The sequence below is a fragment of the Pseudogulbenkiania sp. NH8B genome (assembly GCF_000283535.1).
Classification (GTDB): Bacteria; Pseudomonadota; Gammaproteobacteria; order Burkholderiales; family Chromobacteriaceae; genus Pseudogulbenkiania; species Pseudogulbenkiania ferrooxidans.
The window spans coordinates 3,099,108-3,125,085 of sequence record NC_016002.1 but is presented as its reverse complement, the minus strand read 5'-3'; the positions used below and the strand labels follow the sequence as shown (position 1 = coordinate 3,125,085).

The window sequence follows — 25,978 nt, the reverse complement described above, 5'->3', positions numbered from 1 at the left end:
TTTCGTTTTCAGGTGGGCCGGCGCGTCTGCAGCCACTCCCACACCCCCAATCCGGCGGCGCGGCCGCTGGCGAAGCAGGCGGTGAGCAGGTAGCCGCCGGTCGGGGCTTCCCAGTCCAGCATCTCGCCGGCGCAGAACACGCCGGGCAGTTGGCGCAGCATCAGGCGCTCGTCGAGCGCGGCAAAGGTGACGCCGCCGCCGCTGCTGATGGCCTCGTCGAGCGGGCGCGGCGCGATGAGCGTGACCGGCAGCGCCTTGATCGCCGCCGCCAGTCGTTGCGGATCGTTCATGGTGTCCTTGTCCAGGCATTCGCGCAGCAAGCCCATCTTGACGCCCTTCAGTCCGACGCGGCTTTGCAGGTGGCTGGACAGGGAGCGCGAGCCGCGCGGGTGCGCCACCTCCGCGGTGACGCGCGCCAGGTCCTTGCCCGGCGCCAGGTCGAGGTGGATGGTGGCGCTGCCGTGCGCGGCGATGGCGTCGCGCAGAGGGGCGGAGAAGGCGTAGATCAGGCTGCCCTCGACGCCGCCCTCGGTGACGACGAATTCGCCCTGCTTGCGCTGCTCGCGGCCGTCCGCGTCGGTGAAACTCAGTACCACCGATTTCAGCGGCTCACCGGCAAAACGGCTGCGGAAGTGCTCGCTCCAGCCGACGTCGAAGCCGCAGTTGGACGGCACCAGCGGGCAGACCTCGACGCCGCGTTCGGCCAACCTTGGCAGCCACGCCCCGTCCGAGCCCAGCTTGGCCCAGCTGCCGCCGCCCAGTGCCAGCAGTACGGCGTCGGCGCGCACCCTCTTGTCGCCTTCCGGCGTGCTCAGCAGCAGGGCGCCGTCGTCGCTCCAGCCCTGCCAGCGGTGGCGCACGTGGATACGTACGCCGGCTTCGCGCAGGCGCTGCAGCCAGGCGCGCAACAGCGGCGCGGCTTTCATCGCGGTGGGAAACACCCGTCCGGACGAGCCGACGAAGGTGTCGATGCCCAGCCCGTGTACCCATTCGCGCAGTTGCTCACCGCCGAAGGCCTGCAGCCAGGGCCGCAACTGTTCGCTGCGGTTGCCGTAGCGGCTCAGGAACGGCTCTGCCGGCTCGGAGTGGGTGATGTTCATGCCGCCGACGCCGGCCAGCAGGAACTTGCGCCCGACCGAGGGCATGGCGTCGTAGACGTCGACCTGTGCGCCTTGCCGGCTCAGCACTTCGGCCGCCATCAGTCCGGCCGGACCGCCGCCGATGATGGCGACGCGGCGGCTCGGGCCTGTTGCTGTCGTGGTCATCGTCGGCGCTCCGTGGTGGCGGGCGGCATGGCGGCGTGTGTCATCGCTTCTGGTCCTGGCTATGGCTGGTGAGTGGCGGGCGGCGACGGCAGCCGCTAACGCCTTGTTTTGGCGGGCAAAGGCAAGCGTCACGTGGCGTCCCTGCCCGAGAGGGGCTGATTGTCACAGAAACGTCGTCAAAACCCAAGCGGGCCGCCGCCCTGGTGCGGGCGTGGTGTTCGGATTTCCGTGTGCTAATGTCCAGAAAAGTACGGTGTTCCGTCCGTTTGCTCCGTTGATTGGAATTTGTTCGATAAAAATCAATGGGTTGGATTCGTGTTTGCCTGGCTGCGGGCTGGCCCGATTCCTGCTCAATAGCGACCCGGGCTAGAACATGGCAGCAGGTCGCAAGAACCTGCGCCGCTTGCCGGGGGCGCCCCGCCTGCCGCCATCGAGGCGGCCGTGGCGACCCCGCCTCTACCGGTCGGGGCGAATCACGCTCTGGCCACGATAATCCTCAAAGGAGAGAACATGTTTGTCGATAAACGCTTTGCTCGCGCTGCCGCCCTGCTGGCTTGCTCCGCCGTCTTTTCCTTCGCCCACGCCGAAGACGCCGCTCCGGCCAAGCTGCCCAACGTGGTGATCCTGGCGACCGGCGGCACCATCGCCGGTACCGGTGCTTCCACCACCACCACCATCGGCTACACCGCCGCCAAGGTCGGTGTCGACAAGATGATCGAAAGTGTGCCGGAACTGAAGAAGGCCGCCAACGTGCGTGGCGAACAGGTGGTTCAGATCGCCAGCGAAAGCATGACCAACGAGGTGTGGCTGAAGCTCGCCAAGCGCGTCAACGAACTGCTGGCGCAGAAGGACGTCGACGGCGTGGTCATCACCCACGGCACCGACACCATCGAAGAAACCGCCTACTTCCTCGACCTGACGGTGAAGAGCAAGAAGCCGGTAGTGATCGTCGGCTCCATGCGCCCGTCCACCGCGATCAGCGCCGACGGCCCGATCAACCTGTACAACGCCGTGCTGCTGGCCGGCAGCAAGGAAGCCGTCGGCAAGGGCGTGCTGGTGACGCTGAACGACCAGATCAACGCCGGCCGCGATGTCACCAAGACCAACACTTCCACCGCCGACACCTTCAAGACGCCGGAACTGGGCTTCCTCGGCTACATGCAGGACAACAAGCCGCACTTCTACCGTCTGCCGGTACGCAAGCACACCGCCGAGACCGAGTTCGACGTCAGCAAGCTCGACAAGCTGCCGCAGGTCGACATCGTCTACGGCTACGCCAACATGAACCGCGTGGCGCTGGACGCCGACGTCGCCGCTGGTGCCAAGGGCATCGTCCAGGCCGGCGTGGGTGACGGCAGCATGGCCGCTCAGATGCTGCCCGCCTTCCGCGAAGCCCGCCAGAAAGGCGTCATCGTGGTACGCAGCTCGCGCGTGGGTTCCGGCATCGTCGCCCGCAACGGCGAAGTGAACGACGACAAGGAAGACTTCGTCGTATCCGACACGCTGAACGCGCAGAAGGCCCGTATCCTGCTGATGCTGGCCATGACCAAGACCAGCGACACCAAGAAGATCCAGCAGATGTTCTACACCTACTGAGCGGCTCTTCGCCCAGTCACAAACAGCAGCCCGCGGGCTGCTGTTTTTTATTGGCGGGAAGCCGGCCCGGCGCGGCAAAAGGTTGGCCGAAGATTGCCCGTGCAGGCCCGGGAGTGCGCCGCACGCCGTCTGCAATAGCGAGACGTGCCGGCCGGGGAGGCAGGGGAAAAGGTATCGACACGCCTCAGGATAGAGGGAGTTGCAGCGCTTCGGTGCTGGCGGGGCGCGCACGCAAGGCGGCGTACCAGCGCTCCAGTTGCGGGCGTGGCGTGCGTTCCAGCGGCAGGTTGAGCCAGAGATGCACGCTGCAGCCGAGCACGATGTCGGCCATGGTGAAGCGCTCGCCGCTCAGCCAGGTGCGCCCGGCCAGCAACTGCTCGAGCAGGCCGGCCAGCCGGTCGACCTTCACGCGCGCGGTGTCGATCGCGTCCTGGCTGCGCTGCTCCGGGGCCACGCGCAGCAGATTGTAGATCGCTGGCACCAGGGCCGGGTTGAACACCGTGGCCTGCCAGTCCATCCAGCGGTCGGCGTCGGCGCGCTGCTGCAGATCGTCCGGATACAGGCTGCCGTGGCCGTACTTGGCGGCCAGATAGCGCACGATGGCGTTCGATTCCCATAGGGTGAAGCCGTCGTCGTCGATCAGCGGGATGGTGCCGTTCGGGTTGCGCGCCAGGAATTCCGGCGTGTCGAGCCCGCCGAACGGGCCGCCGGCGTCGATGCGCTCGAACGGCAGCCCCAGTTCGGCCGCGCACCAGACCACCTTCTTGACGTTGAGCGAGTTGAGCCGTCCCCAGATTTTCAGCATGCCTTTGTCCTTTCGTGGTGGATTCGGCCATTGTAGCCCGAAACCGCTGGACGGCTTTGGGCAAGGATTCAGGCCCGCGGCTTGCCCTGCGCCGTGATGACCACGTTGCCGTACGCCAGCTTTTTGTCATGGGCCTTGTGTGGCATTCTGGAGAGAGTGGGCGCAGCAGCCCGAATTGCCACCTTTCAGGGCGCCTGTTGTTTGGGCCTTGGGCCGAGGAGTTACCGATGGTTGCCGTTCCCGATCTCTTGCTTTTTGCCGGTGCTTCCCTGCTGATGGTGCTGACGCCGGGGCCGAACATGATCTACCTGATTTCGCGTTCGATCTGCCAGGGACGCCAGGCCGGGGTGATTTCCTTGTGCGGGGTGGTGGCCGGCTTTCTGGTTCACATGCTGGCGGCCGCTCTAGGATTGTCTGCGCTGTTTCTGGCGGTGCCCTTTGCCTACGAGCTGCTCAAGTGGGTTGGGGCGCTTTATCTGCTCTGGCTCGCCTGGCAGGCCGTGAAGCCGGGGGCGCGCTCGCCGTTCGAGCCGCGGCAGCTCGCGGCGGACCCTGTGCCCAAGCTCTTCCTGATGGGCTTTCTCACCAATCTGCTCAATCCCAAGGTCGCCGTGTTCTATCTGTCGATTTTCCCGCAATTCGTGTCGCCCGAGCACGGCTCGGTGTTCGGGCAGAGCGTCACGCTGGGGCTCACGCAGATTGCGGTGAGCTTCTCGGTCAATCTGCTGATCGCGCTCAGTGCCGCCGGCATGGCGTCGTGGTTCGCACGCAAGCCGTTGTGGCTGGCGGCGCAGCGCTACCTGATGGGCTTCGTGCTGGGGGCGCTGGCACTGCGCCTGGCCCTCGAGCCGCGTCGCAGCGTCTAGTCGTGTGGTGCGCGCCATGAGCAAACGCATCCTCGTCATCCAGGGACATCCCGACCCCGCCGGTGACCACTTCTGCCATGCGCTGGCGGAGGCCTACGCCCAAGGCGCGCGCGAGGTCGGACACGAGGTTCGGCTGATCGAGGTGGCCACGCTCGACTTCCCGCTGCTGCGCTCCAAGGAGGAGTTCGATAACGGTACGCCCGTCGAAGCGATCCGGCGGGCGCAGGAGAGCATCAACTGGGCCGAGCACCTGGTCATCGTCTACCCGCTGTGGCTGGGCTCCCTGCCGGCCTTGTTGAAAGCCTTTCTGGAGCAGGTGTTCCGTCCGCAATTCGCTTTCGACCTGTCCAAAGGCAAGGGGTGGCGCAAGCGCCTGAGCGGTAAATCGGCCCGTATCGTCGTCACCATGGGCATGCCGGCGCCGATCTACCGCTGGTATTTCGGAGCACACGGTCTCAAGAGCTTGAAGCGCAGCATCCTCGGCTTTTCCGGCATCGGGCCGATCCGGGACAGCCTGATCGGCATGGTCGAGACGGAGGATGGCGAGCGACGTGGCCGGTGGCTGGAAACGTTGCGCCGGCTGGGGCGGGAGGGGCGTTAGGGCGAAAGCGCCCTGGCCATATTCGGACGATAAAAAGCCCCGCGTGTGAACCACGCGGGGCTTTGTCATGGGGGGGGCTCAGCGCCGGCCGCGCGGCTTGGCGCTGCCGCCGCTCGCGGCTGCCTGGCGCGAGGCCGGCTTGGAGGCGGGTTTGCCACCCGGTTTGGCGGAGGCTCCTGCCGGCTTGCCGCGCGTGGCGGCCGGGGCGCGGCCGCGTGGCGGTGCGTCCTGGAAGCGCTGGGTCGGGTGGTGCGCGGTGCGCGCCACGTTGAAGCGCTTGCCCTTGTCCTCGGCGCCCTTGGGCGGCGTCGGCGGGATCAGCTGGTGCTTGCCGTAGCCGATCAGGTCCTGGCGGCCCATGTTGATCAGCGCCTCGTACAGGATGTGCCAGTTGTCCGGGTGGTGGTAGCGCAGGAAGGCCTTGTGCAGCTTGCGGCGGTAGCCGTCGCGCACCACGTCGACCTTTTCCGAGCTGCGCGCCAGGCGCTTGAGCGGGTTGCGCCGGGTGTGCCACATGGTGGTGGCCATCGCCATCGGCGTCGGTGTGAAGGTCTGTACCTGGTCGAGGCGGAAGTTGTTCTTCTTCAGCCACAGCGCTAGGTTCATCATGTCCTCGTCGCTGGTGCCCGGGTGGGCGGCGATGAAGTACGGGATCAGGTACTGTTCCTTGCCGGCCTGGCGGCTGAAGCGCTCGAACAGTTCCTTGAACTTGTCGTAGGCGCCCATGCCCGGCTTCATCATCTTCGAGAGCGGGCCTTCCTCGGTGTGCTCCGGGGCGATCTTGAGGTAGCCGCCGACGTGGTGCGTCACCAGTTCCTTGATGTACTCCGGCGAGCGTACCGCCAAGTCGTAGCGCAGGCCGGACTGGATGTTGATCTTCTTGATGCCCGGCAGCGCGCGCGCCTTGCGGTAGAGCTGGATCAGGTGGCTGTGATCGGTGCCCAGGTTCTCGCAGATGTCCGGGTAGACGCAGGACAGCTTGCGACAGGACGTCTCGATCTTCTTGTCCTTGCAGGCGAGCCGATACATGTTGGCGGTGGGTCCGCCCAGGTCCGAGATGTGGCCGGTGAAGCCGTCGGTCTTGTCGCGGATTTCCTCCAGCTCCTTCAGGATCGATTCTTCCGAACGGCTCTGGATGATGCGGCCCTCGTGCTCGGTGATCGAGCAGAAGGTGCAGCCGCCGAAGCAGCCGCGCATGATGTTGACCGAGTACTTGATCATCTCCCACGCTGGGATGTGCGCCTTGCCGTAGGACGGGTGCGGGTTGCGCGCGTAGGGCAGGCCGAACACGTGGTCCATTTCCTCGGTGGTGAGCGGAATTGGCGGCGGGTTGAGCCACACGTCGCGCTCGCCGTGCAGCTGCACCAGGGCGCGGGCGTTGCCGGGGTTGGATTCCAGATGCAGGATGCGGCTGGCGTGGGCGTACAGCACCGGGTCGTGCGCCACCGCCTCGTAGGCGGGAATCCTGACCACGGTCTTGGCGCGCTGCGCCTTGCGCGCCGCCACGCGCTCCTGCAGCGGCATGAAGGTGATCGGCTGGGCGGCGGCGGGGTCCTTGCCGGTGGCGCAGGCGGCTTCTTCCTTTTCCGGCACCATCTCGTACGGGTTCTGATGCGCCTCGACCTTGCCTGGCTGGTCGAGCGTGGTGGAGTCCATCAACTGCCAGTCATCACCCGGCATCCAGCCATGCGGTGCCATGAAGGCGGTACCGCGCACGTCACGGATGTCGCTCAGTTTCTCGCCGGCGGCGGCGCGGTGCGCCACTTCCACCAGCGCGCGTTCGGCGTTGCCGAACAGCAGTAGATCGGCCTTGGACGTCACCAGCACCGACTGGCGCACCTTCTCGCTCCAGTAGTCGAAGTGGGCGATGCGGCGCAACGACGCCTCGATGCTGCCGATCATCACGCCGACGCCAGGGTAGGCCTCGCGGCAGCGCTGCGCGTACACCGTCACCGCACGGTCCGGACGCTTGTTGGCCTCGGCGTGCGGGGTGTAGGCGTCATCCGAGCGCGGTTTACGGTCCGCGGTGTAGCGGTTGATCATCGAGTCCATGTTGCCGGCGGTGACGCCGAAGAACAGGTTGGGGCGGCCCAGCTCGCGGAACGGCTCGGCCGAGTGCCAGTCGGGCTGGGCGATGATGCCGACGCGGAAGCCCTGCGCCTCCAGCAGGCGCCCGACCAGCGCCATGCCGAAGCTCGGGTGGTCGATGTAGCAGTCGCCAGTGACGATGATGATGTCGCAGGAGTCCCAGCCCAGCTCGTTCATTTCGGCACGGGTCATCGGCAGGAACGGCGCGGTGCCGAAGCGCTGGGCCCAGAATTTGCGGTAGGAGGTGATCGGTTTTACGGGGGCGGAAACGGTGGTCATGGTGCGTGCGATTATTCGGTTGACGCGCATTGTGCCAGATTTTGCCCCCGGAGATCAGTAAATTTGATTGTTTTTCAAGGGCATAACCCCATTTTCAGGCGGGTTTTTGGGGGCGGGACAGGGTTGGCCGAAGGCTGCGGAAAACGGCCTGCACCCGGCACGGCACGCCCGGTGCATTCGGAATATCGACGCTAAATCGGGTACAATCGGGCCATTGGAATCCACCGAAACACTAGACATTCATCCCATGAGTACGGAAAACAACGCGCCCGTTGTCAGCAACTTCATCCGCAACATCATCGACGAGGACCTGGCCTCGGGCAAGCACGCTTCCATCGTGACGCGCTTCCCGCCCGAGCCGAACGGCTACCTGCACGTCGGTCACGCCAAGTCGATCTGCCTGAACTTCGGTCTGGCCGACGACTACCAGGGCAAATGCAACCTGCGCATGGACGACACCAACCCGGAGAAGGAATCCGACGAGTACGTCCAGTCCATCAAGGACAGCGTGTCCTGGCTGGGTTTCAAGTGGGATGGCGAAGTGCGTTACGCCTCCGATTATTTCCAGCCGCTGTACGACTATGCGGTGGAACTGATCAAGGCCGGCAAGGCCTTCGTCTGCGACCTCAACGCCGAGGAAATGCGCGCCTACCGCGGCAGCCTGACCGAACCGGGCAAGAACAGCCCGTACCGCGACCGCAGCATCGAGGAAAACCTCGACCTGTTCACGCGCATGAAGAACGGCGAGTTTCCGGACGGCAGCAAGACGCTGCGCCTGAAGATCGACATGAGCTCGGGCAACGTCAACATGCGCGACCCGGTGATCTACCGCATTCGTCGTGCCCACCACCACCGTACCGGCGACACGTGGTGCATCTACCCGATGTACGACTACACCCACTGCATTTCCGATGCCATCGAAGGCATAACCCATTCGCTGTGCACGCTGGAGTTCGAAGACCACCGCCCGCTGTACGACTGGGTACTCGACAACATCAGCATTGATTGCCACCCGCGCCAGTACGAGTTCTCGCGCCTGGAACTGCTGTACGCGCTGACCTCCAAGCGCAAGCTGCAGGCCTTAGTGAACGACGGCCTGGTCACGGGTTGGGACGACCCGCGCATGCCGACCATCGCCGGCATGCGCCGCCGCGGCTTCAGCCCGGCCGGTATCCGCTTGTTCGCGCAGCGCATCGGCGTGTCGAGAGGGGAGAACATCATCGACATGAGCGTGCTGGAAGGCGCCGTGCGCGAGACGCTGGAAGCCGAGGCACCGCGCGTGATGGCCGTGCTCGACCCGATCAAGGTGACGCTGACCAACTTCGAAGACGGCGTGACCGCCAGCCGCAGCGCGCCGTTCCACCCGCACCACCCTGAATTCGGCGAACGCGAAGTGCCGATCTCGCGCGAGATCTACATCGAGCGCGACGACTTCGCCGAAGTGCCGCCGCCCAAGTGGCAGCGCCTCACCGCCGGCGGCGAAGTGCGCCTGCGTTACTCCTACGTGATCAAGTGCGACGAGGTGATCAAGGATGCCTCTGGCCGCGTAGTCGAGCTGAAGTGTTCGATCGACCACGACACGCTGGGTCAGAACCCGGTCGGCCGCAAGGTCAAGGGCGTGATCCACTGGCTGTCGTGCGAGCACGCCATCGAGGCTCAAGTGCGTCTGTACGACCGTCTGTTCACCGAGCCGCGCCCGGACGCCGTGCGCGGCGAGGATGGCGAATACGTCGACTTCCGCCAGTTCCTCAATCCGCACTCGCTCGCGACCGTGACCGCCTGCGTCGAAGACGTGGTGCTCAAGGCCGAGCCGGAAACGCGCTACCAGTTCGAGCGTCTCGGCTACTTCGTCACCGACCGCTACGAGCATCAGCCGGGCGTCAAGGCGGTGTTCAACCGTACGGTAGGGTTGAAGGATTCCTGGGCCAAGTAAAAACCTCTTTCATTGGGCGGCTGTGCCTTTGCATCTTGAGTGCCGGCGGTGCTCTGGGCGTGCGAGTCTCTGCACGGAGACTCGCTCAGCCATGATCCTCATGGGCTACGTGTCCATTCCGGTTCCTGTGCTCCGGCAGCCCTCAACCTGCTTTGGCCAGTTCGCCTACTAAAATCGGTTCTTGGCTGATCCGCATTAGTAAAATGGCGGCCCCGTGGGGTCGCCATTTCTTTTGACGTGCAGCCTCCGCGTCGAATGGCCGGCAAAACGATTCGTTGACGCATGTCAATAGCTTGCGGTTGCTCCAGGCTCACTATGGGAACTGAAGCCATTCACGATCGGAGGTCAAAATGTTCCCACTACTACGCAGAGTTGTTCCCGTGGCCGTGCTGGTGTTTGCCGCCCAAGGCAGTGCATGGGCGGATGCCAAGCTGGACGTGGCGATGAAGCAACTGGCTGCGACCAGCGGCTGTGTTGCCTGTCATAGCATCGAGTCGGGCAAGCCGGGTCCGGCAGGCGTGGCGCCGATCGGTCCCGCATGGCAGGACGTGGCCGCCCGTTACAAGGGGCAGGAAGGCGTCTCGGAAAAACTGCTGAAAACCGTGATGGAGGGTTCCAATCCCTATGCCAGCCACTGGAAGGGCAAGGTGAGTGGATTGGCGATGCCGCCCAACGCGGTGGCCATCCAGGAGGCGGATGCCAGAAAGCTGGTCCAGTGGATTCTGGACTTGAAGCAATGAACTCCGGCTAGGCCGTCGAGCCCGCGACAAGGTGTTCGGGCTCGCCATACGGCAAAGAAAAGCGGCGTCCTGATGGCGCCGCTTTTTCTATATATATACCTGCTTGTCGCCAAGGGTGGGTCCCGGTGTGTGCCGTCAGCCCGTCCGGATCAGGGTGGCGAGCGACGGAACAGACCGAAGATTTCGCTCTTCTCGCGTGGCCGGCTGCCCTGCCAGAGCATCTGCCAGCCGGGTTCGGCCAGGCCCTCGGCCGGGGTACGGCTGACCAGCAGGTAGTGGCAGGGGACCGGACGACCGGGCGTGTACGGGGTCAGCTTCAGTCCGCCGAAGTAGTGCCAGCTCAGTCGTGTCAGCAGATTGTCGCGTTCGATGGCCACGCAGCGCGCGTCGGCGGGCAGCGCATGCATCATGCTCACCACCACCGGCCGATAGCTCTTGGCGGCGTCCAGCCATGGCAACCACAGGCTCATCGCCAACCCCCAGAACAGCGTGATGCCGGCAGCCCAGTTGGTCACCGCCTGCCGTCCGCGCAGGTTGCGGCGTGTCACCGCCCACAGCCACACCAGGGTGGCGAACAGCGCGCACAGCGCGGCCAGTGTCGAGACCGAGGGTTCGTAGTAGGGGCTGAAGTACTTGGCGCGTTGCGCCAGCCGTTCTGGCCACCCAAAATTCATCGCCGCCCAGCCGGCCCAGATCAACAGCCCGAAAAAGCCGAAGGTCATCAGGCCGAACCAGTTGAGGAACGCCGCGGCACCGCGCTTCAGGGTGTCGAGCTCGACCGCGGCCAGCATGGCCATCGGCAGCAGCATCGGCAGGGCATACTCCGAGCTTTGCCGAGTAGACAAGGTCAGCAGGATCATGACCACGCCGAAGAACATCAGCGGCAATTGCAGTACCGGCTTGTCGAGATGGCGGTGGCGGTACAGCGTCCACGCTGCCAGTGGCCAGGCGGGCCAGGTGTACCACAGCGAAACCAGGGGGTAGTAGCCGAAATCGTGGAAGACACCGACATGGCCGAAGCCGTTGAGCGGTCCCAGCGCGTGTCCTTGCCACCAGGCGGCAAATACCGCCGGCTGCGCCTTGGCCAGCATCATTGGCCAGATCATCATCAGCGGCAGGGCCAGTACCAGGCCCATGAGCAGGGTGATCAGGTAGCGTTGGCTGCGCCAGGCGCTGAACGCCGGCAGCAGGATTGCCACCAGCCAGATCAAGGTTACCTCGAGCAGGCTGGCCGAGAGGAATACCGTCGCGGTGGCGGCTCCCAGGATTGCCCCGGCCAGGCCCGGGGAGCGCAGCGTCAGTACCAGTGCGTAGAAAGCCGCGGCAAAGCCGGCAAAGCCGGCGACCGCGGCATTCATCTGGTGGCCGGTGGCGATCAGGCCGATGCATCCGATCAGGATCAGCACCACGCTGCGGCCGTGGCGCCGGCCTATCAGTTCGCGTCCGGCCAGACCAGCCAGCGTCAGCCCGATCGCCATGAAGAACGGCGTGGCCAATCGGGCCGCGTCGTGCAAGGGCAGGGCCCAGGGGGACAGCAGCCGCGCAAAGCCGGCCGCGACCCAGTAATACAGTGGTGGGGACTCCAGGTACGGCAGACCCTGGATGGAGGGCAACAGCCACTGGTGGTGCCGCAGCATGCCTTCCACCACCGCCAGGACGTAGGGCTCGTCGGGTTTCCATGGGTCGTGGCCCAAGATGCCGGGCCAGAGCCAGACGAAGGTCAGCAGCAGCAGAAGCCAGGGCTTCTCGGTCGGTTGGGCGAGACGGGAGTCGGAGTCCGGGGTGTACGTCAGCATGCGGGAGCGGGAAGGGCGCGGTCAAAGGCAGTAGCTTAGCGCCCATTTCACCGGGCGGCTACGGCTACGCGTTTCGAGCATTGGCGGGATGGCTAAAGGCACGGCGGCCGGCATTGGCTTGTCGTCGGCACGGTGGCGCGTCCTTGCCATCATTCATGGCGGGATCACTTCCGGTTTGGCGGCTGTCGGGCAAGGCAATGGGGGGCTGAATGCAAAAAAGGCAGCTCGCGCTGCCTTTTCTCTACCCGAAGGGGCAATCCCGAAGCGCTTAGCGCTTGAAGAAGCTGCCGAACTTCTGGTTGAACTTGTCAACGCGGCCGGCGGTGTCGACGATCTTCTGCTTGCCGGTGTAGAACGGGTGGCACTGGGAGCAAACTTCGATCGCGAAGTTTTCTTTGGCCATGGTCGACTTGGTCACGAACTGGTTGCCGCAGGAGCAGGTCACGTTCACTTCGTGATAATTCGGGTGAATATCGGTTTTCATCGTGGTTCCCTTTCAAATCGGGTACAGGGGTTTTGCCTGTACCGCTTGTCGAAACGCCAGATTATCCGCCCTTTGACTTGACTTGACAAGCGCAAGGGGCGGCGTTTCCGTAAATGACGGACTCAGAGCGGGTGAAAGAAACCGCAGGGTGCCCCCGAGGCCGGTCAGGGACGCGCAGCCGTCCAACTGGCACGGTGAGCGTCATAGATCCGGCATGGGGGCGGCGGGTTTATTTCCAGCCTAATCAGGCGCGGCGCCAGGTGGTGCCTTGGGCTCCGTCTTCCAGGATCACGCCTTTAGCGGCCAGTTCGTCGCGGATGCGGTCGCTTTCCGCCCAGTTCTTGGCGGCGCGGGCGTCACGGCGGGCCTGGATCAGTGCCTCGATGGCGTCGGCCGACAGTTCGGCCGCGGTACTGCCACCTTGCAGGAACTCCTGAGGGGCACGCTGCAGCAGGCCAAGCACTGCGCCCAGGGCCTTCAGCAGGCCGGCCTGCGCGGCGGATTCGCCGCGGTTGACTTCACCGGCCAGATCGAACAGCACGGCCATGGCTTCCACGGTGTTGAAGTCGTCGTCCATCGCCTGCCTGAAGCGGCGGGCGTAGTCGTTTTCTTCCCAGTCGATAGCGATGTCGGTCGCTGTCACGTTCTTCAGCGCGGTGTAGAGGCGCGTCAGCGACTGCTTGGCGTCGTCCAGGTGTACGTCGGAGTAGTTGAGCGGGCTGCGGTAGTGGGCACGCAGGATGAAGAAGCGCACCACTTCGGCATCGTACTTCTCGAGCACTTCGCGGATGGTGAAGAAGTTGCCGAGGCTCTTCGACATCTTCTCGTTGTCGACGCGGATGAAGCCGTTATGCAGCCAGTAGTTGACGAAGTCGTGGTTGTGCGCACCTTCCGACTGGGCGATCTCGTTCTCGTGGTGCGGGAACTGCAGGTCGGCGCCGCCGCCGTGGATGTCGAAGTGTTCGCCCAGGTGGTGTTCGCTCATCACCGAGCATTCGATGTGCCAGCCCGGGCGGCCTTCGCCCCAGGGGCTCGGCCAGGAGGGTTCGCCCGGCTTGGCGGCCTTCCACAGCACGAAGTCGAACGGATCGCGCTTGTTGACGTCCACTTCGACGCGCTCGCCGGCACGCAGGTCTTCCAGGCTCTTGCCGGACAGCTTGCCGTAGCCGGGGAACTCGCGTACCGCGTAGTACACGTCTCCGTTCGGCGCGGGGTAGGCACGGCCGTTGGCGATCAGCGTCTCGATCAGTGCGATCATGCCCGGCACGTGCTCGGTGGCGCGCGGCTCGAAATCGGGGTGGATGACGCCGAGTGCGTCGAAATCCTCGTTCATGGCGTCGATGAAGCGGGCGGTCAGCGCCTGGATCGGTTCGCCGTTCTCGGCGGCACGCTTGATGATCTTGTCGTCGATGTCGGTGATGTTGCGCACGTAGGTCAGGTCATAGCCGGTGGCGCGCAACCAGCGTGCCACCATGTCGAACACCACCACCATGCGGGCGTGACCGAGGTGACAGTAGTCGTACACCGTCATGCCGCACACGTACATGCTGGCTTTGCCGGGCGTGATCGGTTTGAAGACTTCTTTCTGTCGGGTCAGGGTGTTGTAGAGGTTCAGCATGGTGGTCATAAACCTGTAGCGTCGAAGGCAAAAAAGGGCATTGTACCAGAGCGGTCAAGTGCCTGTTGTGCCGGGACAACGCCGCATTCAATGCCTGGCGGGCAAACTTGGGTTGAGGCGCTTGTCATGAAGGCCGATGCAGCAAGCCTTGCAGGGCAAGGTCCGGGCGAGGCAGGCGCTGATGATGTAAGGGCCGGGGTATTGCCTGTTCTCAAAGAGGAATAAAAACGGTTATCATTAACTGGATACTACACAACTCGGAGTCAACTCACGTCATGCGTACCCTGCTTGCTTCTGCCCTGATGGTCTTCGCTGTTTCCAGCTATGCCGCTGATGCCGACAGCTTCACCCTGAACCTGACCGACAAGGGCTTCGAGCCGGCCTCCCTCGAGGTGCCGGCAGGCAAGCCGTTCAAGGTAATGGTAAACAACCAGACCAAGAAGACGGCCGAATTCGAAAGCAAGCAGCTGCACAAGGAAAAGGTTGTGGCCGCAGGCAAATCGGTCAGCGTCAGCTTTGCCGCACTGAAGGCCGGCACCTACAACTTCGTTGACGAGTACAACGAAGACAAGGCCAAGGGCACCATCGTCGCCAAATAAGTTTTACCGTCGTCTGAGGCGGCGGATGCTTCGGGTTCGCCGTTTTGCATTGAGAGAAGGAACACATCATGTTCAACGCCCTGTTCATCATCTGGCGTGAAAGCGTCGAGGCTCTGTTGGTGGTCGGCATTCTGCATACCTGGCTGAAAACCAGCGGCTATGTGGCGCAGGGCGGCCGCTATCTGTGGGGCGGCGTTGCCGCGGGTCTCGGCTTGGCCGGGGCGCTGGCCGGGGTGATGCTGGTGCTGGAGAGCAGCCTGCCGGAGGGAGCGCTGGAGTATTTCCAGGTCGCGATGGTGCTGGTGGCGGCGGTGTTGATCGTGCAGATGGTGTTCTGGATGCGCAAGCACGGACGCAAGCTCAAGAGCGAACTGGAAGGCGAGATGGCGAAGACGGCATCGAGCGCCAACTGGTGGGGCATGTTCGTGGTGGTGATGCTGGCGGTGGCACGTGAAAGCGCCGAAACGGTGGTGTTCCTGTACGGGCTGGGCAGTGATATCGCCAATACCGGGCTGGCTAGCTTCCTTGGCGTGACGGCAGCCGGTTTCGGACTGGCCTACCTGACTTTCTGGCTGCTGCAGCAGGGCGGCAAGTATCTGTCGTGGCGGCTGTTCTTCCGCGTCACCGAAATCATGCTGTTGATGCTGGCCGGCGCCTTGCTGGTGACCGGGATCGACAAGATGATCGGCATGGGCTGGTTGCAGGCCTGGTCCGGTTCGGTGTGGGATACCTCGGCGCTGCTGGACGATTCCACCCGCTTTGGCGGGACGGTGGCGGCGCTGACCGGCTATCGCGCGCAGCCGGCGGTGGCGATGCTGGTGGCCTACGCGGGCTACTGGTTGGTGGTGCTGGCCGGGCTGAAACGGCTCAAGCGTTGATGCTTCCTGATCGGCAGGCACGATAATTCGAGGCCGGCCGAGTCAGGAGGTTAGCGAGTACTGACTGGCGCACAAGCCAAGGAAAGCGACACGGCAAGAGACACGATGCGTCGATGCCGATTCCCGAATGGCCGCAGAGCGATCTGCGGCCATTGTCGTTTCATCGTCCGGGAGGGCCGCGGAAATGGGGGTCGAAGCGGCGGTAGTCTTGCTGCGGGTTCGGCCGGAACAGCGGGGCGCCCCGTCCGCGCGGGTAGCGCCGTTCCAGGTCGTTGTGCCATCGGGGCGGCACGCGCACCCAGCGTCGGTCATGATCCCAGTAGCCCCAGCCGAAGCTGGCATCGAAGATGATGGGGTAGGGATAGCCGGCGACGAACTGGACCGGCGCGCCATCGATGTACACCGGGTAGGCGTCGACCTCTGCCGTCGTGGCTTGGACCGGGTAGCCGTAAGGGGCGACCACGCAGCCCTGCAGCAGGGCGATGGTCACCACGGAGATGAGGGCCAGCTTCGTTGCCATGTTTCCGTCCTTCGCATTCCGTTGGGGCAACAACGCTGCCCGTTTGCGGGCATGGCTGCCGCTACCCTGTAACTGTAGCCAGAGAGCGCGACAGTTGCACCCGCGATCGACACCCTGAGCGGGTCATCGGGGCCAGGAGTGGGGCAGTCCGTCTTGATGCTGGCCGGCACCGGCACGTGATGAAACGAAAATGGCTGCCTCTTGCGGTGAGGGCAGCCATCGAGGAACATCCACCGCCACCAGGCTGTTGCGACCTGTCACGGTTGACGGGCCGGCTCGCGGCCCGGTGCGAGGAGGATCAGCTCTGCAGTTCCGGCAGGTGCTCGAACAGCTTGAGCGCCTGCGGGTTGGCCAGTGCCGTGACATTGCTGACCGGCTCGCCGTGGATCACGTTCTTGACCGCCAGTTCGACGATCTTGCCGCTGATGGTGCGCGGAATGTCGGCGACCTGGATGATCTTGGCGGGCACGTGGCGCGGGCTGGCGCCGTGCTTGATCTTGTCGCGCAGCCGGTCGACGAGGTCGGCGTCGAGCGTCAGTCCCTCGCGCAGGCGCACGAACAGGATCACGCGCTCGTCGTCCTGCCAGCGCTGGCCCACCGCCAGGCTCTCCAGGATGTCCTCGAACGCTTCCACCTGGCGGTAGATCTCGGCGGTGCCGATGCGCACCCCGCCGGGGTTGAGCACGGTGTCGGAGCGGCCGTAGATGATCAGGCCGTCGTGCGCGGTCAACTCGGCGTAGTCGCCGTGGCACCAGGTGTTGGGGAAGCGCGCGAAGTAGGCCTTGCGGTATTTCTCCCGCTCCGGGTCGTGCCAGAAGCCGATCGGCATCGACGGGAAGGGGCGGGTGCAGACCAGTTCGCCTTTCTCGCCGCGCACCGGCTGGCCGCGGTCGTTCCAGATGTCCACCGCCATGCCGAGGCCGCGGCACTGCAGTTCGCCACGGTACACCGGCAGGTTGGCCGAACCGAGCGCGAAGCACGACACGATGTCGGTGCCGCCGGAGATCGACGCCAGGTTGAGGTCCTGCTTGATGTGCTGGTACACCCAGTCGTAGCTTTCCGCCACCAGCGGCGAGCCGGTGGAGAAGATGGCGCGCAGCTGGGAGAGGTCGTACTCGGCGCCGGGCTCCACGCCGAACTTCTTCAGCGCGTCGAGGTACTTGGCCGAGGTGCCGAAATGGCTGCAGCGGTAGGCGCTGACGTAATCCCACAGCACGCGCTGGTTGGCGGCGAACGGCGAGCCGTCGTAGAGCAGCAGCGTGGCGCCGCTGGCGAGCCCGGAGACCAGCCAGTTCCACATCATCCAGCCGCAGGTGGTGAAGTAGAGCAGCACGTCGCCCGGGTGCAGGTCGCCGTGTAGCTGGTGTTCCTTGAGGTGCTGCAGCAGCGTGCCGCCGTGGCCGTGCACGATGCATTTGGGCTTGCCGGTGGTGCCGCTGGAATAGAGGATGAACAGCGGGTGGTTGAACGGTACGCGTTCGAAGCTCACCTCGTTGGCGATGTAGGGTTGGATGAAGTCGTCCAGCGTGACGGCCTTCGGGACGGCGGCGGCGAAGGCTGCGGTCTGGCCGAGGTAGGGCAGCACCACGACCTTTTCCACGCTGGGCAGGCCGTCGGCGATGACCTGCATCTTGCCGCGGATGTCGATGGCCTTGCCGCCGTACCAGTAGCCGTCCGGGCAGAACAGCAGCCTGGGCTCGGTCTGGCCGAAGCGGTCGATCGCGCCGTCGGTGCCGAAGTCGGGCGAACACGATGTCCAGATCGCGCCGAGGCTGGTAGCGGCCAGCATCGCCGCCACGGTTTCCGGCATGTTCGGCACGAAGCCGGCGACGCGGTCGCCGGCGCGCACGCCCATTGCCGACATCGCCTGCTGCAGGCGCGATACCAGGTCGTGCAGTTCCCACCAGGTCAGCTCGCGCTTGACCTTGTCCTCGCCCCAGAACACCAGGGCCAGCGCGTCGTCGCGGCGGCGCAGCAGGTTCTCGGCGTAGTTGAGCCGGGCGTCGGGAAAGAAGCGCGCGGCGAGCATGTCGTCGCTGTGAATGAGGGCCGTCTCTCCCTTGCTGCCGATCACGCCGGCGTAGTCCCACAGCAGCGACCAGAAGCGAGCCGGGTCATCGATGCTGGCCTGCCACAGCGCGTGGTAGTCGTCCAAAGGTTGGCCGAAGGCGGTTTCGGCGAGGCGGGTGAAGGCGGTGAGGTGGCTGCCGGCCAGACGGCTCGGCGAGGGTTGCCAGATCGGGCTCCAGTCTTCCTGCATGGTTTCTCCTCTAGCCCGACGCGCCGGCGGTGCCGGCGGCCGTGGATTGTTATCTTTAAGCAGCAGTGTCAGCGGGGGCGGGCGACAACGCAGACGATTGCTGTCATTCGGGCAAGGCTAAGGCCTTGCCCACGCGCGAACCGACTTCCCTGCCCAATGCGCCGGAAATGAAACGGGCCGTCGCCACCAACTGCGGCAGATCGATGCCGGTCTCGTAGCCGAGGCCGTGCAGCAGGTAGACCACGTCCTCGGTGGCCACGTTGCCCGAGGCTCCCCGAGCATACGGGCAGCCGCCCAAACCTGCAACCGAGGAGTCGAATGTGCCGATGCCGACGCCTAGTGCAGCATGAATATTGGCGATAGCCATGCCGTAGGTGTCGTGAAAATGCCCGGCAAGCCGTTCTGTTGGCACAAGTTTGCTGACGGCATCCAGCATCTCCAGCACCGTGTTGGGGGTGCCCACGCCGATGGTGTCGCCCAGCGAAATCTCGTAGCAGCCCATGTCGTACAGCGCCTTGGCCACCATGGCGACTTGCTGCGGCGCGATCCTGCCCTCGTAGGGGCAGCCCACCACACACGAGACGTAGCCGCGCACGCGAAGGTTGGCCGAAGCGGCGCGTGCCATCACGCTTTCGAAGCGCTGCAGGCTCTCGGCGATGCTGGCGTTGATATTCTTGCGGCTGAAGCTCTCGCTGGCGGCGCCGAACACGGCGATTTCTCTGACGCCGCAGGCCAGCGCGGCGTCGAGTCCCTGCTCGTTGGGCACCAGCACCGGGTAGTTGACCGGCCCGGACAGGTCGAGCGCCTTGAGCACCTCGGCCGAATCGGCCATCTGCGGCACCCACTTGGGTGACACGAACGCCCCGGCTTCGATGGTGGTCAGGCCGGCGTCGCACAACCTTTTGATCAGTTCCAGCTTGGTCGCCAGCGCGACCGGCTGCTTCTCGTTCTGCAGCCCGTCGCGCGGGCCGACCTCGACGATCTTGACGTGTTTCATGACGACGATATCCAGTAGGGCGCCCGCCGTTGCGGGCACCGGGTCAAGCGAAGGGCGTCAGCGCGGGACGACCGGAAGGTAAATCTCCATCTGGCGCCCCGCCTGGCCGGGGCCGCTGCGGCCGTCGTAGCGTTCGAACGATTCGCTGCCGGCATGCTGCCAGGGTGCCGTGGGCAGCCAGTCCTGGTAGGCGGCCTGCCAGGTGGCGACGATGGCGCGCGAGAAGGCTTCGTCGCTGTCGGCCGGCGGCGTGGTGAACATGGCGTAGCGCGCCGGGGCGATGGCATGGCGGCACGCGCCCTCGGGCAGTTGCGGCGCGCCCTGGCATTCGATGCCGATCAGGTAGTCGAAGGTGCCGCTGGCCGGATCGAAGCCGCGCACGACGCCGTATTCCACGGCGTGCGGCAGGTCGAGCGACGCCAGCAACGGCGTGCGCAAGCTCTGGGCGTAGCGCTGCCAGAACGCCGGGATGTCGCGCAGGTTGGCCTGCTCCTGCAGGCTGGTGCGGATGGCGAAGCCGGCCAGGGTGATGCCGGGGTGGTCGACGATCTGGGGTGTCATGTCCATTCTCCGTGAGGGTTGGGTCGATCTTTCATGCTTTTGGCATGGAGGATCATGCCCTCACTCCGCCTCGAAATCCACCAGCTCGTCGCCGTCCTTGACCTGTTCGCCGGCGGCGAAGTAGAACGCCAGCACCTTGCCGTCCGCCGGCGCGGTGATGGTGTGCTCCATCTTCATCGCTTCCAGGATCAGCAGCGGTTCGCCCTTGGCGATCGCTTTCCCCGCTTCGGCCAACAGCGCCACCACGCGGCCCGGCATCGGCGCCTTGAGGTGGGTTTCGCCGTGCATGCCGGCTTCCTGATAGGCGTAGGGGTCGACGTAGTCGAGTGCCAGGCGTTCGCCGGCGGCAAACAGCACGCGCTGCAGACCGTGGCGCACCAGGGTGGCGTCGAGCTGCTTGTCGCCCAGCGTCGCCGCGAGGCGGTTGTGCTCGAGGCGAGCGCTGGCGCGGATCGTGTCGCCGCCGATCTCCAGCGCGAAGCCGTCGCCCAGATAGCTCACCATGACCTCATGGCGGGTCTCGCCGTGCTGGAAGGCCATGCGGCGCTTCAGCATGCCATTCAGGCGCCAACCGGCGAGCGCACCAAAGGCGTGGCGGTCGTCGGCCTGCGTGGCGAGCACCTCGCCCAGCGCCAAGAGCGCCAGTTGTTCGCGGCTCGGCGCCGCCGCGGGCGGCAGCAGGCTGTCGTGGTAGCGGGCGATCAGGCCGGTGTCGACGTCGCCGCTGGCAAACGCCGGGTTGGCGACGATGCGGCGCAAGAAACGGATATTGGTGGTGACCCCCGCCACCTGGTACGCCGCCAGCGCGGCGTCGAGCTGTTGCAGAGCGGCCTCGCGCGTTTCGCCCCAGACTATCAGCTTGGCGATCATCGGATCGTAGAACGGGCTGATGGTGTCGCCCTGCAGCACGCCGGTATCGACGCGCACCTGGGCGTTCTCCGCCGGCGGCACCAGGTGCAGCAGGGTGCCGGTGGCGGGCAGGAAGCCCTTGTCCGGGTCTTCGGCGTAGATGCGCGCCTCGATGCTGTGGCCATGGATCGCGAGCTTGTCCTGGCTCAGCGGCAAGGGCTGGCCCGAGGCCACCTTGAGCTGCCACGCCACCAGGTCCTGGCCGGTGATCATCTCGGTGACCGGGTGCTCCACTTGCAGGCGGGTGTTCATTTCCATGAAGTAGAAGCGCCCGCTGTCCACATCCATGATGAACTCCACCGTGCCGGCGCCGACGTAGCCCACGGCACGCGCGGCGGCGACGGCGGCCTCGCCCATGGCCTGGCGGGTTTCCGCCGGCAGGTGCGGGGCAGGGGCTTCTTCCAGCACTTTCTGGTGGCGGCGCTGCACCGAGCAGTCGCGCTCGAACAGGTAGACGCAGTCGCCCAGGCTGTCGGCGAACACCTGGATCTCGACGTGGCGCGGACGGGTCAGGTATTTCTCCACCAGCACCTTGTCGTCGCCGAAGCTGGCGCGCGCTTCGCGTTGGCAGGAGGCGAGGGCGGCGAGGAAGTCGTCGGATTTCTCCACGATGCGCATGCCCTTGCCGCCACCGCCGGCGCTGGCCTTGATCAGCACCGGGTAGCCGATGACGTCGGCCTGGCTCTTGAGAAAATCCGGTTCCTGGTTGTCGCCATGGTAGCCCGGCACCAGCGGCACCTTGGCTTTTTCCATCAGCGCCTTGGCGGCCGACTTGCTGCCCATCGCCGCGATGGCGGAAGCCGGCGGGCCGATGAAGGCGATGCCGGCAGCCTCGCAGGCGGCGGCGAAGTCCTCGTTCTCGGACAGGAAGCCGTAGCCGGGGTGGACGCCCTGGGCGCCGCTCTGCCTGGCGATGTCGAGGATCAGCTCGGCCTTGAGGTAGGACTCGGCGGCCGGCGCCGGACCCAGCCGGTAGGCCTCGTCGGCCAGCTTGACGAAGCGGGCGTTGGCATCGGCGTCGGAATACACCGCCACGGTGCGGATGCCCATGGCGCGTGCGGTCTTGATCACCCTGCAAGCGATCTCACCGCGGTTGGCAATCAGGATCTTGTTGAACATGGTGGGGCGCTTCCCTGTTTCTGTTTTCGCCGTTTCCGGAGGAATGGCCGGGCGGCGGTCGGCAAGGTTGGCCGAAGGCGGTGCGGCAAAGGCGCTGGGCGTCGGGTAGGCGTGCATCTCAGTCCTTCGCCCACGCCGGCGGGCGCTTGTCGAAGAACGACGCCAGTCCTTCACGCGCCTCGGCGCCGACGCGGATGGCGGCGATGCGCTGAGCGGTGTCGTCCAGCAGCACGTCGTCGAGTGGCGAGCCGTCGCGCAGCAGCCCCAGCAGGTCCTTGGCGGCGGTCAGGGCCTGCGGTCCGCCCTTGGCGAACTCGACGGCCACTTCGGCCACGCGGGCGTCCAGTTCGTCGGCGGCGACCACTTCATGCACCAGGCCGATCTTCAGCGCGGTGGCGGCGTCGATGCGCTCGGCGCTGAGGAAGTAGCGCCGCGCCTGGCGCCAGCCGATGGCGTCGGCGACGTAGGGGCCGATGGTGGCCGGGATCAGCCCCAGCCGCACTTCGGTCAACGCGAACCTGGCGGCGTCGGTGGCGATCGCCACGTCGCACACCGCGGTCAGCCCTGTGCCGCCGGCCATCGCCGCGCCGTGGATGCGCGCGATGACGGGTTTCTTGCTGCGGTAGATGCCCTTCAGCATGGCCGCCAGCCGGTTGGCGTCGTCCAGGTTCTGCGCCTCGCTGTAGCCCGCGGCGCGGCGCATCCAGTCGAGGTCGGCCCCGGCGGAGAAGCTCTTGCCGCGCCCGGCCAGCACGATCACGCGCACGCCGGCGTCCTCGTTCAATTCGACGAAGGCCCGCGTCAGCTCGGCGATCAGCACCTCGTTCATGGCGTTGTGCAACTCGGGCCGGTTCATCCACACCGTGGCGAGGTGCCCGGTGCGTTCGATTTCCAGGGTGGTGTAGCTCATCTCCATCTCCCTTTGAGCCTATCTCATTAGGCGGCTGCGCCTTCGCATCTTGAGTGCCGGCGGACTGCGTGCGAATTTTCAATTCGCTCAGCGATTCGGAATCCTCATGGACTCCGTGTCCATTCCGGTTCCTGTGCTCCGGCGACACTCAACCTGCTTTGGCTCGCTCGCCTACTGGAATAGGCTCTTACATACGGAATACGCCGAAGCGCGTCTTCTCGATCGGTGCCGACAGGGTGGCTTCCAGTGCCAGGCTCAGCACCTCGCGTGTCTGCGCCGGGTCGATCACGCCGTCGTCCCACAGCCGCGCGCTGGCGTAGTAGGGGTGGCCCTGGTGCTCGTACTGCGAGCGGATCGGCGCCTTGAAGGCTTCTTCTTCCTCGGCCGACCAGGTGTCGCCCAACTGGTCGCGTTTGACCTGGGCCAGCACGCCGGCCGCCTGTTCGCCGCCCATCACCGAGATGCGGCTGTTCGGCCACATCCACAAAAAGCGGGGCGAGTAGGCGCGCCCGCACATGCCGTAGTTGCCGGCGCCGAAGCTGCCACCGATCAGCACGGTGAACTTGGGCACGCTGGCGCAGGCCACCGCCGTCACCAGCTTGGCGCCGTCCTTGGCGATGCCGCCGTTCTCGTACTTCTTGCCCACCATGAAGCCGGTGATGTTCTGCAGGAAGATCAGCGGAATGCCGCGCTGGCAGCACAGCTCGACGAAGTGGGCACCCTTGAGCGCCGATTCGCTGAACAGGATGCCGTTGTTGGCGATGATGCCGACGCGGTAGCCGTTCAGCCGGGCAAAGCCGGTCACCAGCGTGCTGCCGTAGTTCTGCTTGAATTCGTCGAAGTCGGAGTCGTCCACCAGCCGCGCGATGATCTCGCGCACGTCAAACGGCTTTTTCGGGTCGGCCGGAATCACGCCGTAGATTTCCTCGGCGGCGTAACGCGGTGCTTTCGGCTCGGCGCGGTCGAGTTCGCCCTGTTTCTTCCAGTTGAGGTCGGACACGATGCGGCGCGCGATCGAGAGCGCGTGCGCGTCATTCTGCGCCAGGTGGTCGGCCACCCCGGAGATGCGGGTGTGCACGTCGCCGCCGCCCAGTTCCTCGGCGTCGACCACCTCGCCGGTGGCCGCCTTCACCAGCGGCGGGCCGCCGAGGAAGATGGTGCCCTGTTCCTTGACGATGATGGTCTCGTCGCTCATCGCCGGCACGTAGGCGCCGCCGGCGGTGCACGAGCCCATCACCACGGCGATCTGCGGGATGCCGGCGGCGGAGAGCTGGGCCTGGTTGTAGAAGATGCGGCCAAAGTGCTCGCGGTCGGGAAACACCTCGTCCTGCAAGGGCAGGAAGGCGCCGCCGGAGTCCACCAGGTAGAGGCAGGGCAGGCGGTTTTCGCGGGCGATCTCCTGGGCGCGCAGGTGCTTCTTCACCGTCATCGGGTAATAAGTGCCGCCCTTTACCGTGGCGTCGTTGGCCACGATCATGCACTCCACCCCGGCCACGCGGCCGATGCCGGCCACCACGCCGGCGCCGGGGGCACCGTCGTGGTACATGCCGAGGGCGGCGAGCTGCGACAGCTCGAGGAAGGGCGCGCCCGGGTCGAGCAAGAGGTCGATGCGCTCGCGCGGCAGCAGCTTGCCGCGCGCCATGTGCTTGGCGCGGGCGGCGTCACCGCCGCCCAAGGCGTTTCGGCCAACCTTTTCCTTGAGATCGGCCACCAGCGTACGCATCTTGTCGGCGTTGGTCTGGAACTCCGCTGCGCGCGGCGACAGCTTGGATTCGAGTGTCGGCATGGGCTTACCTCGTTTCGGCCATCAGTTCGCGACCGATCAGCCAGCGGCGAATCTCGCTGGTGCCGGCGCCGATTTCGTACAGCTTGGCGTCGCGCAACAGGCGGCCGGTGGGGTATTCGTTGATGTAGCCGTTGCCGCCCAGGCACTGGATGGCATCGAGCGCCATCTGCGTGGCGTTCTCGGCGGCGTACAGGATCGCCCCGGCGGCGTCCTTGCGGGTCTGGCGGCCGGATTCGCCACGGTCCAGCGCCTGGCCCACGGCGTAGACGTAGGCGCGGCTGGCCGACAACTTGACGTACATGTCGGCAAGCTTGCCCTGCATCAGCTGGAAGTCGCCGATCGCCTGGCCGAACTGCTGACGGTCGTTCAGGTAGGGCACCACCACGTCCATGCATGCCTGCATGATGCCCAGCGGACCGGCGGCCAGCACGGAGCGCTCGAAATCCAGCCCGCTCATCAGCACCTTCACGCCTTCGCCTTCCTTGCCCAGGATGTTCTCCGCCGGGACTTCGCAGTCGTCGAAGAAGATCGGGTAGGTGTTGGAGCCGCGCATGCCGAGCTTGTCGAGCTTGCTGCCGTGGCTAAAGCCGGCAAAGCCCTTTTCGACGATGAAGGCGGTGATGCCTTTCGGTCCGGCGTTGACGTCGGTCTTGGCGTACACCACCAGGGTATCGGCGTCGCCACCGTTGGTGATCCACATCTTGCTGCCGTTGAGTACGTAACGATCGCCCTTCTTGTCGGCGCGCAGCTTCATGCTCACCACGTCGGAGCCGGCGTTGGGCTCGGACATCGCCAGTGCACCGACGTGCTCGCCGGAAATCAGCTTGGGCAGGTACTTCGCCTTCTGTGCCGCGCTGCCGTTCTTGCGGATCTGGTTGACGCACAGGTTGGAGTGGGCGCCGTAGGAGAGGGCGACCGAGGCGCTGGCGCGCGAGATTTCCTCCATCGCGATCATGTGCGCGAGGTACCCCATGTTGCTGCCGCCGTATTCCTCTTCTACGGTGATACCAAGCAGGCCCAGATCGCCGAACTTCTTCCACAGGTCGGCCGGAAACAGGTTGTCGCGGTCGATGTCGGCGGCGCGCGGGGCGATTTCGGCGTCGGCGAAGGCTTTCACCGTGTCGCGCAACATATCGTAGGTCTCGCCATGGGCAAAACGCAGGCTGGTGAACATGATCGTTTTCTCCTCTGTCATTCTCGGCGCAAGGGCCATGTCATCGATTTATTTTGGTTTACGTTTACGTAAGCGTCAATATAAAAATGCAAAAAAAACCAGCTTGGTGGGGCTCAGATTGCTGACAAACCCGGTCGAGCGCAGCGAGGCCCCCTTGCCGGGCAAGGGCGGACTGCGTGCGAATCTTTAAGATT

At 65.2% G+C, this 25,978-nt stretch carries 22 protein-coding genes; 8 read left to right on the top strand and 14 right to left on the bottom strand.

The genetic code is table 11. The features are described from left to right. Nucleotides 1-8 precede the first annotated feature (8 nt). Nucleotides 9-1,265: a TIGR03862 family flavoprotein gene (locus NH8B_RS14350; RefSeq protein WP_014087941.1), complete on the bottom strand. Its 1,257-nt coding sequence runs from the start codon at nt 1,263-1,265 to the stop codon at nt 9-11. A gap of 510 nt (nt 1,266-1,775) precedes the next feature. On the opposite strand from NH8B_RS14350, the gene NH8B_RS14345 reads away from it, so the two are divergent. Further along, nucleotides 1,776-2,861, top strand: a complete 1,086-nt coding sequence (locus NH8B_RS14345; RefSeq protein ID WP_014087940.1) for a type II asparaginase — start codon at nt 1,776-1,778, stop codon at nt 2,859-2,861. A 184-nt stretch (nt 2,862-3,045) separates the two neighbouring features. Here the strand turns inward: NH8B_RS14345 and NH8B_RS14340 are convergent, their stop codons facing one another. Next, nucleotides 3,046-3,666: a glutathione S-transferase family protein gene (locus tag NH8B_RS14340; RefSeq protein WP_014087939.1), complete on the bottom strand. Its 621-nt coding sequence runs from the start codon at nt 3,664-3,666 to the stop codon at nt 3,046-3,048. Between the two features lie 227 nt (nt 3,667-3,893). Here NH8B_RS14340 and NH8B_RS14335 point away from each other — a divergent pair, with 227 nt between their 5' ends. After that, nucleotides 3,894-4,532 carry a LysE family translocator gene (locus tag NH8B_RS14335; protein WP_014087938.1) on the top strand — a complete coding sequence of 213 codons (639 nt, stop codon included), beginning with the start codon at nt 3,894-3,896 and terminating at the stop codon, nt 4,530-4,532. A 16-nt stretch (nt 4,533-4,548) separates the two neighbouring features. Next, entirely contained in the window at nt 4,549-5,133 is a 585-nt protein-coding gene (locus tag NH8B_RS14330; RefSeq protein ID WP_041702998.1) for an NAD(P)H-dependent oxidoreductase, read from the top strand. 78 nt (nt 5,134-5,211) lie between these two features. Here NH8B_RS14330 and NH8B_RS14325 read toward each other — a convergent pair whose 3' ends face one another. Continuing rightward, complete coding sequence (locus NH8B_RS14325) at nt 5,212-7,500, bottom strand: YgiQ family radical SAM protein (RefSeq protein ID WP_041702996.1); 2,289 nt, start codon at nt 7,498-7,500, stop codon at nt 5,212-5,214. 247 nt (nt 7,501-7,747) lie between these two features. On the opposite strand from NH8B_RS14325, the gene NH8B_RS14320 reads away from it, so the two are divergent. Both NH8B_RS14320 and NH8B_RS14315 read left to right on the top strand, forming a co-directional pair. Next, nucleotides 7,748-9,433 carry a glutamine--tRNA ligase/YqeY domain fusion protein gene (locus NH8B_RS14320; RefSeq protein WP_014087935.1) on the top strand — a complete coding sequence of 562 codons (1,686 nt, stop codon included), beginning with the start codon at nt 7,748-7,750 and terminating at the stop codon, nt 9,431-9,433. Nucleotides 9,434-9,813: 380 nt separating this feature from the next. Beyond that, on the top strand, nt 9,814-10,173 hold the full coding sequence (locus tag NH8B_RS14315; RefSeq protein WP_232503472.1) for a c-type cytochrome: 360 nt from the start codon (nt 9,814-9,816) through the stop codon (nt 10,171-10,173). A 149-nt stretch (nt 10,174-10,322) separates the two neighbouring features. Here the strand turns inward: NH8B_RS14315 and NH8B_RS14310 are convergent, their stop codons facing one another. The 3 genes from NH8B_RS14310 to cysS all read right to left on the bottom strand — a co-directional run bounded on the left by NH8B_RS14310 (nt 10,323) and on the right by cysS (nt 14,071). Further along, complete coding sequence (locus NH8B_RS14310) at nt 10,323-11,969, bottom strand: ArnT family glycosyltransferase (RefSeq protein WP_014087934.1); 1,647 nt, start codon at nt 11,967-11,969, stop codon at nt 10,323-10,325. A 268-nt stretch (nt 11,970-12,237) separates the two neighbouring features. After that, nucleotides 12,238-12,453 carry a 50S ribosomal protein L31 gene (gene rpmE / locus NH8B_RS14305; RefSeq protein ID WP_014087933.1) on the bottom strand — a complete coding sequence of 72 codons (216 nt, stop codon included), beginning with the start codon at nt 12,451-12,453 and terminating at the stop codon, nt 12,238-12,240. Nucleotides 12,454-12,697: 244 nt separating this feature from the next. Next, nucleotides 12,698-14,071: a cysteine--tRNA ligase gene (gene cysS / locus NH8B_RS14300; protein WP_014087932.1), complete on the bottom strand. Its 1,374-nt coding sequence runs from the start codon at nt 14,069-14,071 to the stop codon at nt 12,698-12,700. Between the two features lie 275 nt (nt 14,072-14,346). Here cysS and NH8B_RS14295 point away from each other — a divergent pair, with 275 nt between their 5' ends. Both NH8B_RS14295 and NH8B_RS14290 read left to right on the top strand, forming a co-directional pair. Next, on the top strand, nt 14,347-14,670 hold the full coding sequence (locus tag NH8B_RS14295) for a cupredoxin domain-containing protein (protein WP_008954338.1): 324 nt from the start codon (nt 14,347-14,349) through the stop codon (nt 14,668-14,670). A 68-nt stretch (nt 14,671-14,738) separates the two neighbouring features. Further along, entirely contained in the window at nt 14,739-15,548 is an 810-nt protein-coding gene (locus NH8B_RS14290; protein ID WP_014087931.1) for an FTR1 family iron permease, read from the top strand. A 160-nt stretch (nt 15,549-15,708) separates the two neighbouring features. Here the strand turns inward: NH8B_RS14290 and NH8B_RS14285 are convergent, their stop codons facing one another. The 8 genes from NH8B_RS14285 to NH8B_RS14250 form a co-directional block, all read right to left on the bottom strand. After that, nucleotides 15,709-16,068: a hypothetical protein gene (locus NH8B_RS14285; protein ID WP_014087930.1), complete on the bottom strand. Its 360-nt coding sequence runs from the start codon at nt 16,066-16,068 to the stop codon at nt 15,709-15,711. 298 nt (nt 16,069-16,366) lie between these two features. Next, nucleotides 16,367-18,328, bottom strand: coding sequence for an acetoacetate--CoA ligase (locus NH8B_RS14280; protein ID WP_014087929.1), 1,962 nt, complete (start codon nt 18,326-18,328; stop codon nt 16,367-16,369). 103 nt (nt 18,329-18,431) lie between these two features. After that, nucleotides 18,432-19,325 (bottom strand): hydroxymethylglutaryl-CoA lyase, encoded by an 894-nt coding sequence (locus tag NH8B_RS14275; protein WP_014087928.1) that lies wholly within the window; start codon nt 19,323-19,325, stop codon nt 18,432-18,434. Between the two features lie 57 nt (nt 19,326-19,382). Further along, nucleotides 19,383-19,886, bottom strand: a complete 504-nt coding sequence (locus NH8B_RS14270; RefSeq protein ID WP_014087927.1) for a GyrI-like domain-containing protein — start codon at nt 19,884-19,886, stop codon at nt 19,383-19,385. Nucleotides 19,887-19,946: 60 nt separating this feature from the next. Further along, nucleotides 19,947-21,914, bottom strand: coding sequence for an acetyl-CoA carboxylase biotin carboxylase subunit (locus NH8B_RS14265; RefSeq protein ID WP_173387083.1), 1,968 nt, complete (start codon nt 21,912-21,914; stop codon nt 19,947-19,949). 118 nt (nt 21,915-22,032) lie between these two features. Continuing rightward, nucleotides 22,033-22,824 carry an enoyl-CoA hydratase/isomerase family protein gene (locus NH8B_RS14260; RefSeq protein ID WP_014087925.1) on the bottom strand — a complete coding sequence of 264 codons (792 nt, stop codon included), beginning with the start codon at nt 22,822-22,824 and terminating at the stop codon, nt 22,033-22,035. A gap of 187 nt (nt 22,825-23,011) precedes the next feature. Then, on the bottom strand, nt 23,012-24,610 hold the full coding sequence (locus tag NH8B_RS14255; RefSeq protein WP_014087924.1) for a carboxyl transferase domain-containing protein: 1,599 nt from the start codon (nt 24,608-24,610) through the stop codon (nt 23,012-23,014). Between the two features lie 4 nt (nt 24,611-24,614). Continuing rightward, nucleotides 24,615-25,784, bottom strand: coding sequence for an isovaleryl-CoA dehydrogenase (locus NH8B_RS14250; RefSeq protein ID WP_014087923.1), 1,170 nt, complete (start codon nt 25,782-25,784; stop codon nt 24,615-24,617). On the opposite strand from NH8B_RS14250, the gene NH8B_RS20980 reads away from it, so the two are divergent. Further along, a complete protein-coding gene (locus NH8B_RS20980; RefSeq protein ID WP_148282991.1) occupies nt 25,783-25,974 on the top strand; it encodes a hypothetical protein in 192 nt (63 codons plus the stop codon). The two genes, NH8B_RS14250 and NH8B_RS20980, sit on opposite strands and share 2 nt — an antisense overlap. Nucleotides 25,975-25,978: the final 4 nt, after the last annotated feature.